10 protein-coding genes are annotated in these 13,615 nt (G+C 63.6%); 6 read left to right on the top strand and 4 right to left on the bottom strand.

Features of this window, described 5'->3' with window-relative positions:
• Positions 1–14: 14 nt before the first annotated feature.
• Positions 15–2,348 carry an ATP-dependent DNA helicase RecG gene (gene recG / locus ACIQWO_RS17620; RefSeq protein ID WP_402826667.1) on the bottom strand — a complete coding sequence of 778 codons (2,334 nt, stop codon included), beginning with the start codon at positions 2,346–2,348 and terminating at the stop codon, positions 15–17.
• Positions 2,349–2,459: 111 nt separating this feature from the next.
• Between recG and queA the strand changes: the two genes are divergently transcribed.
• From queA to secF, 5 genes are all read left to right on the top strand, one after another.
• The gene (gene queA / locus ACIQWO_RS17615; RefSeq protein WP_402826664.1) at positions 2,460–3,542 is read left to right on the top strand and encodes a tRNA preQ1(34) S-adenosylmethionine ribosyltransferase-isomerase QueA; all 1,083 of its coding nucleotides are present in this window, start codon (positions 2,460–2,462) and stop codon (positions 3,540–3,542) included.
• Between the two features lie 138 nt (positions 3,543–3,680).
• A complete protein-coding gene (gene tgt, locus ACIQWO_RS17610) occupies positions 3,681–4,811 on the top strand; it encodes a tRNA guanosine(34) transglycosylase Tgt (RefSeq protein ID WP_402826661.1) in 1,131 nt (376 codons plus the stop codon).
• A gap of 174 nt (positions 4,812–4,985) precedes the next feature.
• On the top strand, positions 4,986–5,315 hold the full coding sequence (gene yajC / locus ACIQWO_RS17605) for a preprotein translocase subunit YajC (RefSeq protein ID WP_150575699.1): 330 nt from the start codon (positions 4,986–4,988) through the stop codon (positions 5,313–5,315).
• A gap of 144 nt (positions 5,316–5,459) precedes the next feature.
• On the top strand, positions 5,460–7,352 hold the full coding sequence (secD, locus tag ACIQWO_RS17600) for a protein translocase subunit SecD (RefSeq protein WP_402826658.1): 1,893 nt from the start codon (positions 5,460–5,462) through the stop codon (positions 7,350–7,352).
• Between the two features lie 24 nt (positions 7,353–7,376).
• Positions 7,377–8,354, top strand: coding sequence for a protein translocase subunit SecF (secF, locus tag ACIQWO_RS17595; protein WP_402826655.1), 978 nt, complete (start codon positions 7,377–7,379; stop codon positions 8,352–8,354).
• Positions 8,355–8,443: 89 nt separating this feature from the next.
• Here the strand turns inward: secF and ACIQWO_RS17590 are convergent, their stop codons facing one another.
• Entirely contained in the window at positions 8,444–10,510 is a 2,067-nt protein-coding gene (locus tag ACIQWO_RS17590; RefSeq protein WP_402826652.1) for an LTA synthase family protein, read from the bottom strand.
• Between the two features lie 249 nt (positions 10,511–10,759).
• Between ACIQWO_RS17590 and ACIQWO_RS17585 the strand changes: the two genes are divergently transcribed.
• Positions 10,760–11,464: a cytochrome b/b6 domain-containing protein gene (locus ACIQWO_RS17585; RefSeq protein WP_402826649.1), complete on the top strand. Its 705-nt coding sequence runs from the start codon at positions 10,760–10,762 to the stop codon at positions 11,462–11,464.
• A 111-nt stretch (positions 11,465–11,575) separates the two neighbouring features.
• On the opposite strand, the gene ACIQWO_RS17580 is transcribed toward ACIQWO_RS17585, so the two are convergent.
• On the bottom strand, positions 11,576–12,028 hold the full coding sequence (locus ACIQWO_RS17580) for a cytochrome c (RefSeq protein WP_150808312.1): 453 nt from the start codon (positions 12,026–12,028) through the stop codon (positions 11,576–11,578).
• A gap of 185 nt (positions 12,029–12,213) precedes the next feature.
• A complete protein-coding gene (purB, locus tag ACIQWO_RS17575) occupies positions 12,214–13,587 on the bottom strand; it encodes an adenylosuccinate lyase (protein ID WP_150575692.1) in 1,374 nt (457 codons plus the stop codon).
• Positions 13,588–13,615: the final 28 nt, after the last annotated feature.

Below are 13,615 nucleotides of genomic sequence, written 5' to 3'. Positions count from 1 at the left end.
ACGCCCAGTGGCTGTCAGGCTTTCAGATAGTCTTCACGCGCGCCGAGCCATCGCTCCAGATGTGCGGCGACCGCGCCCGGATGCGACTTCAGCAGCGCATCGGCAGCTTCCTGTGCGCCCGGGATCATCCAGGCGTCTTCATTGAGATCGACGAAGCGCAACATGGCCGCGCCCGACTGACGTGCGCCGAGAAACTCGCCCGGGCCGCGGATTTCCAGATCGCGCCGGGCGATGATGAAGCCGTCGGTGGTTTCGCGCATCGTCTGCAAACGGGCCTTTGCGCCCATCGACAGCGGCGAGGCGTACATCAGCAAACAGACCGATTCGGCGGAGCCGCGACCGACGCGTCCACGCAACTGGTGCAATTGAGCGAGACCGAAGCGCTCGGCGTGTTCGATCACCATCAGTGACGCGTTGGGGACATCCACACCCACTTCGATGACGGTCGTCGCCACCAGCAAATGCGTGTCGCCGCGCGTGAAGTCCTCCATCACGGCGGCCTTCTCGGCGGGTGACAGACGTCCATGCACCAACCCCACCCGCAACTCCGGCAACGCCGCCATGAGCTGCGCGTGCGTATCGACAGCGGTCTGCAATTGCAGTGCCTCGCTCTCCTCGATCAGCGGACAGACCCAGTACACCTGACGCCCGGCCAACGCCGCCGCGCGCACCCGGTCGATCACTTCCGGGCGACGCGTGTCGCTGATGAGCTTCGTTACGACGGGGCTACGTCCGGGCGGCAGTTCGTCGATGACGGAGACGTCGAGATCCGCGTAGTACGTCATGGCGAGCGTGCGCGGAATCGGCGTGGCGCTCATCATCAACTGGTGCGGCATGGCGTTCGGGCCCATGCCCGCCGTCTGCATCTTGCTGCGCAGCGCAAGCCGTTGCGCCACGCCGAAACGGTGCTGTTCGTCGACGACCGCCATGCCGAGTCGCGCGAACGTGACCGTGTCCTGGATGATGGCGTGCGTGCCGATGACGAGCTGCGCTTCGCCGCTGGCCACGCGTGCCAGTGCTTCGCGCTTTTCCTTCGTCTTCATGCTGCCCGCGAGCCACGCGACTTCCACGCCCAGCGGCGTGAGCCACGCCGAGAGCTTGCGCAGATGCTGCTCGGCGAGGATTTCGGTCGGCGCCATGATCGCCGCCTGAAAACCGGCGTCGATGGCCTGTGCGGCGGCGAGTGCGGCGATGATCGTCTTGCCGCTGCCAACGTCGCCTTGCAGCAGACGCTGCATCGGATGCGCTTCGGCCAGATCGGCGCGGATCTCCGCCCAGACACGCTGCTGCGCGCCCGTCAGTTTGAACGGCAACGCGGCTTCGAAACGTTCGAGCAAACCGCCTTTTATGTGCTCACCCAGCGACGGGGCACGCAAACGGCGACGTGCCGCCTGCGCCCGTTTGAGCGAGAGTTGCTGTGCGAGCAACTCCTCGCACTTGATGCGTAACCACGCAGGATGCGAACGCTCCATGAGCGCCGTCTCCGACACGTTCGGCGGCGGCGCGTGCAGCAAGTGCACAGCGTCGGCCAGTGCGGGCAGCGGATGGTCCGGGCCGATGGCGTCTTGAAGCAAGCCGGGCGGCAGCAGTTCGGGCAGCGGCGTGCGATCCATCGCGTTGTGGATCGCTTTGCGTAGGTAGGCCTGCGACAGCCCGGCGGCGCTCGGATAGACCGGCGTCAGCGATTCGGGCAGCGGCGCGGCGGCGTCTTGCACCACGCGGTATGCGGGATGGACCATCTCCAGACCGAAGAACCCGCCGCGCACTTCGCCACGCACGCGCACCCGCGTGCCGATGGCGAGCTGTTTTTGCTGACTGCCGTAGAAATTCAGAAAACGCAGCACCAACTCGTGCCCTTCGTCCGCAATGCGTACCACCCACTGACGTCGGGGACGATAGGCGACGTCGCTCGCCGTCACCACGCCTTCGACCTGCGCCAGCTCGCTCGGCAGCACTTCGCCGATCTTGCGCAGCGTGGTTTCGTCCTCGTAACGCATCGGGAGATGCAGGATCAGATCGATGTCGCGCTTGAGGCCCAGCTTGGCGAGCTTGTCAGCGCTGCCAGCCGCTTTCTTGGCGGCGGGCTTGGCGTCTTTCGCGGATTTGGCGGACTTGCTGGCCTTGGTGGCCTTTGCCGCCTTGGGGTCGGTGGCGTCTGGGCTTGCGTCGCTGGTCGCGCCACTGGTCACACGTTTGGCGGCGGCCTTGGTGCCGCGCTTCGCCGCTTTCGTTGCTTTCGCGGCGGGACGGGCGTCAGCGTCAGCCTGCGCGCTTGCCGCGTCGGCAATATCCACGAGGTCGGCGGTAGCGTCGTCAGGCGCGGTGGCGGGCATTCTGCGTTCGGTCATGCAGTCGCGAGTCAGGGGCGTCGGAAGCGTTCGACCGAGAACCGCACGCCATACCGGCAGGCTTTCGGACGAAACAAGTAAAATGTCGGTTGCTACGCATTGTAAACGCTGATGTATACCCTTTCCGATTTCGATTTCGACCTGCCGCCCGAACTGATCGCGCAGACCGCGCTCACCGAGCGTACCGCCAGCCGTCTGCTGGAGGTCGACGGCAGCGTCACGCCGCCGCACCTGTACGACCGCAGCTTCGCCGATCTGCCCGGCCTGCTCGCCCCCGGCGACCTGCTCGTGTTCAACGACACGCGCGTCATCAAGGCGCGCCTGTTCGGCCAGAAGGCCAGCGGCGGCAAGATCGAGGTGCTCGTCGAGCGCGTGATCGACAACCGCACCGTGCTGGCACAGATCCGCGCCAGTAAGAGCCCCGCGCCCGGCACCGTACTGCATCTGGCGGATGCCTTCGACGTCACCGTCGGCGAGCGCGTCGAGCCGTTCTACACGCTGCACTTCCCCGAAGACTGCTACACGTTGCTGGAAACCTACGGCCGTCTGCCGCTGCCGCCGTACATCGAACACGATGCCGACGCCGCCGACGAGACCCGTTACCAGACCGTCTACGCCCGCAATCCGGGTGCCGTGGCTGCGCCGACGGCCGGTCTTCACTTCGACGATGCCCTCTTCGCCCGCCTCGACGCCCTCGGCGTCCAACGCGCCACGCTGACCCTGCACGTGGGTGCAGGCACGTTCCAGCCGGTGCGCGTAGACAACATCGGCGAACACAAGATGCACTCGGAGTGGTACGAGATCACGCCCGCGCTGGTCGACGCCATCGCGGCCACCCGTGCACGCGGTGGCCGAGTGATCGCCGTGGGCACGACGTCGATGCGCGCGCTGGAGTCGGGCGCGCAGGCCACGCTCGCCGCCGGGGGCGTACCGGGCACGCTGCGCGCGGGCAGTGCCGAGACGGACATCTTCATCACGCCGGGTTACCGCTTCCAACTGGTCGACCGGCTCGTGACCAACTTCCACCTGCCCAAGTCCACGCTGCTCATGCTCGTGTCGGCGTTCTCGGGCATGGAGACGATCCGCGCGGCCTATCGTCACGCCATCGAGCAGCGTTATCGCTTCTTCAGCTATGGCGACGCGATGATCCTCTCGCGCGTAGAGATTCAGGACACCCCGAAGGCTGCCGCCTGATTCGCGGACGGCCCTGGCGTCCAGGGCCGTCCGACCAAGTACAATACCGCCTTGGCCGCGCATGGGGCGCTGGCCGCTTTTTTCACGTCCCGCGCGGGCGCCGGCTTGTTTTGCCGGTGGTGCCGGGGCGCACGACACATGCTCAAGTTCGAACTCATTACCACCGACGGGCAAGCCCGCCGAGGGCGCGTCACGCTCAACCACGGCGTGGTCGAGACGCCCATCTTCATGCCGGTCGGCACTTACGGTTCGGTCAAGGCGATGTCGCCGGTCGAACTCGTCGAGAACAACGCCCAGATCATCCTCGGCAATACCTTCCACCTCTGGCTGCGCCCGGGACTAGAGACGATAGCCGCGCACGGTGGTCTGCACCGCTTTATGGGCTGGGATCGTCTGATTCTCACGGATTCGGGCGGTTTTCAGGTGTTCAGCCTCGGCGATCTGCGCAAGATCAGCGAAGAAGGCGTGAAATTTGCGTCGCCCGTGAACGGCGACCGCCTCTTTCTCTCGCCCGAGATCTCGATGCAGATCCAGCACGTGCTCAATTCGGACATCGTCATGCAGTTCGACGAATGCACGCCGTACGAGATCGACGGCCGTCCGGCCACGGAAGTCGAGGCAGGCCAGTCCATGCGCATGTCGCTGCGCTGGGCCAAGCGCTCCATCGACGAATTCAACCGTCTTGAGAACCCGAATGCGCTGTTCGGCATCGTTCAGGGCGGCATGTACGAGCATTTGCGCGACGAATCGCTCGCCGGGCTGTCGGAACTGGACTTCCACGGCTACGCCATCGGCGGGCTGTCGGTCGGCGAGCCGAAGGAAGACATGATGCGCGTGCTGGAGCACGTGGCGCCGCGCCTGCCCGCGAACAAGCCACATTACCTGATGGGCGTGGGCACGCCGGAAGATCTGGTGGCCGGTGTGGCCGCCGGCGTCGACATGTTCGACTGCGTGATGCCCACCCGCAACGCACGTAATGGCTGGTTGTTCACGCGTTTCGGCGATCTGAAGATCCGCAATGCGTCGCACAAGACCGATACCCGCCCGCTGGACGAAACTTGCGGCTGTTACGCCTGTCGAAACTTCTCGCGCGCCTATTTGCACCACTTGCAGCGAGCCGGGGAGATTCTGGGCGCGCGGCTCAACACCATCCATAACCTGCATTACTATCTCACGCTGATGCAGGAAATCCGGGATGCCATCGAAGCGCACCAATTCGACGCGTTCGTCGCCAAATTCAAGGCCGATCGCGCCCGCGGCGTGCAGTAACGTGGCCGGTGCGCCGAGGCGTTTGGCTCGGCCATCGAATCCCCCGGGAACGGGGTCGGGCAGTGGTAAAATGCCGGGCTTGGATGCTGCATCCTCGCACCGAAACACACGCCGCGCGTGTCCTGAGACCGGCCACACGCGGCTTTTACACGTCTTACATAAGGAGAACCGAACGTGCTGATTTCCGAAGCCTTCGCGCAGACCGCTGGCGCCAGCGCCAGCCCCCTGGGCAACCTGACGAGCTTCCTGCCGCTCGTGCTGATGTTCGTGGTGCTGTACTTCATCATGATCCGTCCGCAGATGAAGCGTCAGAAAGAGACCCGCAACATGCTGGCTGCACTCGCCAAGGGCGACGAAGTCGTGACCTCGGGCGGCCTGGCCGGTCGTATCTCGAAGGTCGGTGAGACCTTCGTGACCGTTGAAATCGCCGACAACGTCGAGATCAACGTGCAGAAGGGCGCTATCACCACGTTGCTGCCGAAGGGCACCATCAAGGCGCTCTGATCGTTTGCACCACCGCACGCGGCCGCCCTTACCGGCGGCCGCAGTGCATGGCGACGCCGGTCCGGCTTGTCCGATACGCCTGCATCGCCATGCAAGACGGTCTGAAGCACGGTTTGCCACGAGGCATCACCCTAGCCCGCTGCTATGAATCGCTATCCTCTCTGGAAGTACATCGTCATTCTGGTGGCTCTTGCCATCGGGGTGCTCTACACGCTGCCGAACCTGTTCGGTGAAACACCGGCGGTACAAATTTCCAGCGTCAAGGCGACCGTCAAGGTCGATCCCTCGACGCTCTCGCGCGCCGAAGACGCGCTCAAGGCACAGAACATCGCCTATACCGGCGCGGTGTTCGACAGCACGGGCAACAACCCGAGCGTGCGTATCCGCTTTGCCGATACCGACACGCAGCTGCGCGCCAAGGATCTGCTCCAGACGTCGCTGAACACCGACGCGACCGATCCGACCTTCGTCGTTGCGCTCAACCTGCTCTCGGCCTCCCCGGAATGGCTCTCCAAAATCCACGCGCTGCCGATGTACCTCGGCCTCGACCTGCGTGGCGGTGTGCACTTCCTGCTGCAAGTCGACATGGCTGGCGCCATCACCAAGCGTCTGGATGCGTCTGCTGCCGACGCCCGTACGCTGCTGCGTGACAAGAACATCCGCCACAACGGCGTGACGCGCACTGACACCGGCATCGAAGCCGCCTTCAGCTCGCAGGCAGACGCCGAGCGCGCCCGCAGCGCGCTGAGCGACGGCCTGCCCGACCTCGCCTACACCACGCAGCCCGCTGCGAACGGTGCGTTCAAGGTCGTGGGCGCGTTCACGGAAGCCGCCCGCCGCGCAGTGCAGGACAACGCCGTCAAGCAGAACATCGTCACGCTGCATAACCGGGTGAACGAACTCGGCGTGGCCGAACCGGTGATCCAGCAGGAAGGCCCGGACCGTATCGTCGTGCAGTTGCCCGGCGTGCAGGACACCGCCAAAGCCAAGGACATCATCGGACGTACGGCGACGCTCGAAGCACGTCTGGCCGATCCGGATGCCCCGCGCATCGTGTCGGCTGACACGCCGGTGCCGCCGCAGGACGAACTGTTCCTGCACGGCAACGGTGCACCGGTCTTGCTCAAGCGTCAGGTGATCTTCAGCGGCGACCGTATCACGAGCGCCTCGGCTGGTTTCGACGATCACCAGCAACCGTCGGTGAACATCAAGCTCGACGCCGCCGGTGGCCGTGTGCTGCGCGACGTCTCGCGCGACAACATCGGCAAGCCGATGGCCATCGTGCTGTTCGAGAAGGGCAAGGGCGAAGTGCTCACGGTGGCGACCATCCGCGGCGAACTGGGCCAAAGCTTCCAGATCACCGGCATGGGCTCGGCACAGGGCGCAAACGATCTGGCGCTGCTGCTGCGCGCCGGTTCGCTCGCCGCACCGATGGAAATCATCGAAGAACGTACGATTGGCCCGAGCCTCGGTGCCGACAACATCCATAAGGGTGTCGACTCGGTGATGTACGGCTTCCTCGCGATCGCCGTGTTCATGATGGCGTATTACATGCTGTTCGGCGTGTTCTCGGTCATCGCACTGATGTTCAACCTGCTGCTGCTCGTGGCCGCGCTGTCGCTGATGCAGGCCACGCTCACGCTGCCGGGTATCGCCGCTATCGCGCTCACGCTCGGTATGGCCATCGACGCCAACGTGCTGATCAACGAACGTATCCGTGAAGAGTTGCGCGGCGGTGCGTCGGCCCAGAAGGCGATTTCGCTGGGCTTCGAACACGCCTGGGCGACGATTCTGGACTCGAACGTGACCACGCTCATCGCAGGTCTGGCGCTGCTGGCCTTCGGTTCGGGCCCGGTGCGCGCGTTCGCTGTGGTGCACTGCCTGGGTATTCTGACCTCGATGTTCTCCGCCGTGTTCTTCTCGCGCGGTCTGGTCAACCTGTGGTACGGCGGCCGTCGCAAGCTCAAGTCGCTGGCGATCGGTCAGGTCTGGCGCCCGGACGGTGCGACGAACGCACCCGACGCAGGCGAGCAATAACCGCAGGCGCGAGAGGAAACAGTCATGGAATTTTTCCGCATCAAGAAAGACGTGCCGTTCATGCGGCATGCCCTGATCTTCAACATCGTCTCGGCGCTCACGTTTGTGGCGGCGGTGTTCTTCCTGCTCACGCGGGGACTGCACATGTCGATCGAGTTCACCGGCGGTACGGTCATGGAAGTGGCCTACTCGCAGGCGGCCGATCTCGAGCAGATCCGCGGCGAAGTCGGCAAGCTCGGCTATCGCGATGTGCAGGTGCAGAGCTTCGGCACCTCGCGCGACGTGATGATCCGTCTGCCGATCCAGAACGGTTCGGACGGCAAGCAGGTCACCAGTGCGCAGCAAAGCGATGCCGTGATGACCGCGCTTAAGGCCGATGCCCCCGACGTGTCGCTGCGTCGCGTGGAATTCGTCGGTCCGCAGATCGGGCACGAGCTGTTCACGGACGGTCTGCTGGCGCTGACCTTCGTGGTCGTCGGCATCATCATCTACCTGTCGTTCCGCTTCGAATGGAAGTTCGCTGTCGCGGGCGTGATCGCCAACTTGCACGACGTGGTGATCATTCTCGGCTTCTTCGCGTTCTTCCAGTGGGAGTTCTCGCTGGCCGTGCTCGCAGGGGTGCTGGCCGTGCTGGGCTACTCGGTGAACGAATCGGTCGTTATCTTCGACCGGATTCGCGAGACGTTCCGCAAGATGCGCAAGGCGACGGTGCAGGAAGTCATCGACCACGCCATTACGACGACGATGTCGCGGACCATCATCACGCACGCGAGTACCGAAATGATGGTGCTGTCGATGTTCTTCTTCGGTGGCCAGACGCTGCACTACTTCGCACTCGCCCTGACCGTGGGTATTCTGTTCGGTATCTACTCGTCGGTGTTCGTGGCCGCAGCGCTTGCGATGTGGTTCGGCGTGAAGCGCGAAGACCTCATCAAGCATGGCAGCAAGGATGACGAAGAAGCGCTGGATCGCAATGATCCGAACTTCGGCGCACGTGTCTGACGCGGGTCTGACGCCTGTGTGATTAAGGCGTCGCTCACGAAAAAGCCGCCGGCATGTCCGGCGGTTTTTTTTCGTCCGTCGTTCAGACGCTATTCATTTGACGCGGCGGACGCAGGCCTCGTCAGTCGTTGCATCTCCCCAAACCATTCCGACAGCGCGAGCGATGCGTTGGCGTCTGCAGCTTGCTGCCTGAGCGTATCGGCATCACCGCCTTCGATGTGGGTATAGCGCACACCGCTGCGCAGATCCTCCGCCCCTGCCGCCGAGAACAGATAGCGCTGTTGCGCCACCGCATAGCGACGTGCTGCGGGCACTACACCGAATAGTGGTTCGCCGAAGCCCACGTAAGGCGCATCCGAAAGCGCGAGATGGTAGAGCGTGGGGAAGATGTCGCGATGGCCGACGAAGTCGTCCAGCCGCAGCGGCCCCATCGGCCGATACGCACGCGGCACGCGGAAATAGATCGGCACGTGATAGCGCTCGAACGGCGAGAGCGACGCGTTATCGAGATCGCGCCATTGCGGCGCGCGATGATCGCCCGTCGCCACTAGAATCGTGCGCGAACTCATCGGTGAGTATTTGAGACGGTCGATGAAGTCGCCGAGCGCATCCATCGCATAGCGATAGGCGCGCACGCCGCGCTGACGTTCGTCGTGCTCCGCCGCGTTCGCGGGTGACGCACGCCATCCCTTCGTCAGGTCGAACGGACCGGTCGCAGCATCGTCGGGTACGTTGAAGGGCCAGTGGTTGCTCATCGTCAGCGCGAAGACGAACAATGGTTGGCCGCGCGCATCGGCATCTTCGAGCATGCCGAGCACATAGCGCCAGAGATAGCCGTCGTACACCCCGTAGGTGCCTGTGTCGGCTTGCGGATAGCGCGCGATGATATCGGCTTGCGTGATCACATCATCGAACCCTTGCGGATGTATAACACGGTCGATGTGCCGCCAAGTACGTGCGCCCCCGTAGACGAATACCGTTCGATATCCCTTCTGCTGAAACGGTCGGGCGGCGGCTGACGTGAAGGACACCGGCACCGCACTGTTCGTCAGCATCAACGATGGGCTACCGCTATTGATCAACAGATGTTCGAGCGTGGAAATCGTATCGGAGCGCGCCGCGACGGCGTGCCGGAACCACCATCCGGCATCCAGATGACGGCGCATCGCGCCTGCGATGGGAAATCCGTCGGCGTCGAGCGACAGGCCGTAACCGCCCCACCCTTCCATCAATCCGAAGACGACATGCGGCGGGTGCGCCGCCAGCATGGCGTTGGGCGGCGTACGACGCCACGCCGCGTGTTGAAGGGCCGCTGTCGGGTCGTCCTCGTGACTCTCACCACCGCCGTTGACTTCGTCTCCTTCGTCACTCTGGCCTTCGACACGCAAGGCGCGGCCAAGCGCAGCGGCATCGTCGAAGCCATGCGACTTCAGCACACGATTCGGACTGTCTGCCTGCCCGGGTGCCTCCCGACTCTGCCGGAAGGCGAGGTAAAGCCGCACGGGGGTGTTGACGAGCAAGTCGTCGAGGAGCGGACGCCGCGCCACGCTGACCCCCTCCTGTGCCGTCAGCCGTACAGCAGGTTTTCCAAAGGCGACGACAAAAAGCGTTACGACCAACGCGATCTGCACGATGGCGTCGCGCCAAGTTGCCCGTCGCTGCGGGACCAGCGACAGGCGCAGCGTGCACCACGTCTGCATGAGCGCGAGCCCCAACGCGCATAGCAACGCCGTGCCCACGGGAAGCAGATGCGCTGCGGCACTCATGGCGATGCCGACATCGTCGTCGTAAATACTGAAAATCTGTGGGCCGAACGGCACACCGAAGTAGCGCAGATAGAAGTGTTCCGTCAGTCCCGCTGCATTCACGGTGACGAACCAGAGCGCAACGCCTGCGACGAAAACCGACCGCATGGCAGGCGTCGATGCAAACATCGCCCGCCCGATCGCCAGCGGCAGCAGCCACATCAACACTCCCCAACTGCTCAGCAAGACGTCGTAGCGCATGCCATACCAGAGCCAGAGCATCCATTCACGCACACTCGTTGTGACGGCGGCATGCTGTGCGTCGGGCGTAAGCGCCATGACGCCAAAGCCACGGATCAGCAGATTGCCCAGCCACGTCGCGAGCATGACGACCACGCATAGGCGCAGCACGCAAGGGAGTCGGGGATCGGCTGGCGAGGCGAGCGCCTCCGCCGGGATGTTGGCAGACGTGGGTCATGGCTGGACGGCTCGATGCGCAGAAGCAGACGAGACCTGCTTGGAGATGGCAGCCAGCCTGACAGCGAATATCCTGCGCTCGATACGGGCAGTTTCCCAACGTGCATGCCCCCTGTCGAACGTGCACGCGCCACGGGCTTGCGGTAATCTCGCGGAATTCGCAATTTACGAATTTTCACGCCGATGAAGCCGATCCGCATCTGGGACTTGCCGACGCGACTGTTCCACTGGTCCTTCGTGGTACTCGCCGTCGCCGCGTACGTCACCGCCAAGACCGGTGGCAACGCGATGATCTATCACTTCTGGTGCGGCTATGCCGTGCTCGCGTTGCTGATCTTCCGTGTGATCTGGGGCATCGCCGGTCCGCGCTATGCACGCTTCTCGGCGTTCATGACCGGACCGCGCACGTTCCTCCGCTCGCTGCGAAGCACGTCGAGCGCATCGGACGCATCGGAAATGCAGGCTCGCTTCGCCGGACACACGCCGCTGGGTGGCCTGTCCGTCATCGCGATGCTGTTGTTCTTCGGCATTCAGGTCGCGCTGGGCCTGTTCTCGAACGACGACATCTTCAACGACGGACCGCTCGTCAAGTTCATCGACAAGGATACGAGCGACATGCTCACCGGCTGGCATCTGCGCAATCAGTGGGTGCTGATCGCGTTGGTGGCGTTGCATGTGCTGGCCATTGTGTATTACCGCATCGCGCGCAAGAAGGATCTGGTCCGGCCGATGATTCTCGGCGACAAGACGCTGCCCGGCCCCGTTCATCCGGCACGTGACGACTGGCGTGTGCGCGCGGGCGCGCTGGTGCTGATCGTGCTGGCGTCGGCGCTCGTGTACCGTATCGTGCATCTCACACCGGCGGTGGCGGCATTGCCGTCATATTGACGAAGTGTGGGTGATCGACCGATGTCGGCGTCGCCCCATAAAAAAAGCCGGTCGCGTGAAACGACCGGCTTTTTTGTTGGCGTGCCGAACACGCCGGATGTGCCAGACAGCTTACTTCGCGCGGAAGTTGTCGTGGCAGCTCTTGCAGGTCTGCGCAGCATCGCCGAAAGCGGTCTTGATCGACGCGAGGTCGCCGCCCTTGGCCACCGTGTTGAGCTTGGCCACAGCGGTTTCCATCTTCTCGGCGGCTTGCTGGAACTTCGCCTTGTCGGAGAAGACTTCCGGCTTGGCTTTGCTCTTGCCGTTCGTCTGGCCGCCTTCGAAGGCGGGCCACGGCAGCTTCGAGAGCGTGGCGACGAGTTCGGCGTTCTTCGCCACGTCGTCCTTGTTGAACGGCGCGTCGCCCTTGACCACTGCGCCGATGCGGCCGAAGTGGTTACCCATCAGGAACAGCGCAGACTGACGGTACTCGACGGCGTCGTCGGCTTTGGCGAACTGGGCTTGAGCGAGGGTCGGCGTGAGGACGGCGGCGGCAAGCGCAGCCACTGCGAGAGTGAACTTCATCTGTGGGGTTCTCCTTATGGTTTGTGCAGCTATGATACACACCAACCTGTGTACCCGTATGACACGATGGTCATATGCACAGAAGCCAGCCATAAGGTCGACGAACAAAGACGAAAGCCGACGAACCATGCGAAACGGGCCGCAAAAGCGGCCCGTTTCGATGATGCTGATGATGCGTCGCGAGCTTACACGCGCTTGGCGAGCGACTCGGCGATCCCGACGTAGTTCGCCGGGGTCATTTCCAGCAGACGCGCCTTGGCATCTTCCGGAATAGCAAGTTGCTTGATGAACGCTTGCAGCGCTTCGCGGGTGATGCCCTTGCCGCGCGTGAGCTCCTTCAACTGCTCGTACGGGTTCGGCACACCGAAGCGACGCATCACGGTCTGCACCGGCTCGGCCAGCACTTCCCACGTGTTGTCGAGGTCTTCGTCCAGACGCTGCGGGTTCACTTCGAGCTTGCCCAGACCACGCAGGCACGAGTCGTACGCCAGCAGGCTGTAACCGAAGGCCACACCGATGTTGCGCAGCACGGTCGAGTCCGTCAGGTCACGCTGCCAGCGCGAGACCGGCAGCTTGTCGGCCAGGTGACGCAGCACGGCGTTGGCCAGACCGAGGTTGCCTTCCGAGTTTTCGAAGTCGATCGGGTTGACCTTGTGCGGCATGGTCGACGAGCCGATTTCGCCAGCCTTCGTCTTCTGCTTGAAGTAACCGACCGAGATGTAGCCCCAGATGTCGCGATTCAGGTCGAGCAGGATCGTGTTGGCACGGGCCACTGCGTCGAACAGCTCAGCCATGTAGTCATGGGGTTCGATCTGGATCGTGTACGGGTTGAACGTGAGGCCCAGACGCTGTTCGATGACCGTCTTCGAGAACGTCTCCCAGTCGTATTCCGGGTAAGCCGACAGGTGCGCGTTGTAGTTACCCACCGCGCCGTTCATCTTTGCGAGCAGTTCGACGCGACGCACGCGCTCCAGCGCACGCGCCAGACGCACCGCGACGTTGGCGATTTCCTTGCCAAGCGTGGTCGGCGAGGCCGGTTGGCCGTGCGTACGCGAGAGCATCGGCTGGGACGCGTGTTCACGCGCCAGTTCGCCGAGCTTGGTCACGAGCGATTCGAGGGCCGGGACGATGACTTCGTCGCGCGCGCCCTTGAGCATCATGCCGTGCGAGGTGTTGTTGATATCTTCCGACGTGCAGGCGAAGTGGATGAACTCGCTCGCCTTCTCCAGTTCGGCCTGACCCTGCACCTTTTCCTTGAGCCAGTACTCCACGGCCTTCACGTCGTGGTTCGTGACCTTCTCGATGTCCTTGATGCGCTGGGCATCGGCGTTCGAGAAGTTGGCCGCCAGATTCAGCAGGAACGTCTCCGCCGCGCCCGAGAACGGGGCGATCTCGGCGAAACCGGCCTTGGACAGGGCGATCAGCCAGTGGATTTCGACCTTCACGCGGTTGCGCATGAATGCCGCCTCGGACAGCCAGGGACGCAGGGCGTCGGTCTTGCTGGCGTAACGGCCGTCGAGCGGGGAAAGCGCGGTCAATGGGGAGAATTCGTCGGACATGGCACTGGGCACCGAAAAAGAAAATCGG

The organism is Pandoraea sp. NPDC090278 (assembly GCF_044772185.1).
Taxonomy (GTDB): domain Bacteria; phylum Pseudomonadota; class Gammaproteobacteria; order Burkholderiales; family Burkholderiaceae; genus Pandoraea.
This window is presented reverse-complemented; position numbering and strand designations above follow the sequence as displayed.

Excerpts from the sequence above, each read along its gene's own strand:
- purB (WP_150575692.1), bottom strand. The coding sequence starts at position 13,587 with ATGTCCGACGAATTCTCCCCATTGACCGCGCTTTCCCCGCTCGACGGC.
- tgt (WP_402826661.1), top strand. The coding sequence starts at position 3,681 with ATGCTCAAGTTCGAACTCATTACCACCGACGGGCAAGCCCGCCGAGGG.
- secF (WP_402826655.1), top strand. The coding sequence starts at position 7,377 with ATGGAATTTTTCCGCATCAAGAAAGACGTGCCGTTCATGCGGCATGCC.
- ACIQWO_RS17580 (WP_150808312.1), bottom strand. The coding sequence starts at position 12,028 with ATGAAGTTCACTCTCGCAGTGGCTGCGCTTGCCGCCGCCGTCCTCACG.
- recG (WP_402826667.1), bottom strand. The coding sequence starts at position 2,348 with ATGACCGAACGCAGAATGCCCGCCACCGCGCCTGACGACGCTACCGCC.
- ACIQWO_RS17585 (WP_402826649.1), top strand. The coding sequence starts at position 10,760 with ATGAAGCCGATCCGCATCTGGGACTTGCCGACGCGACTGTTCCACTGG.
- secD (WP_402826658.1), top strand. The coding sequence starts at position 5,460 with ATGAATCGCTATCCTCTCTGGAAGTACATCGTCATTCTGGTGGCTCTT.
- queA (WP_402826664.1), top strand. The coding sequence starts at position 2,460 with ATGTATACCCTTTCCGATTTCGATTTCGACCTGCCGCCCGAACTGATC.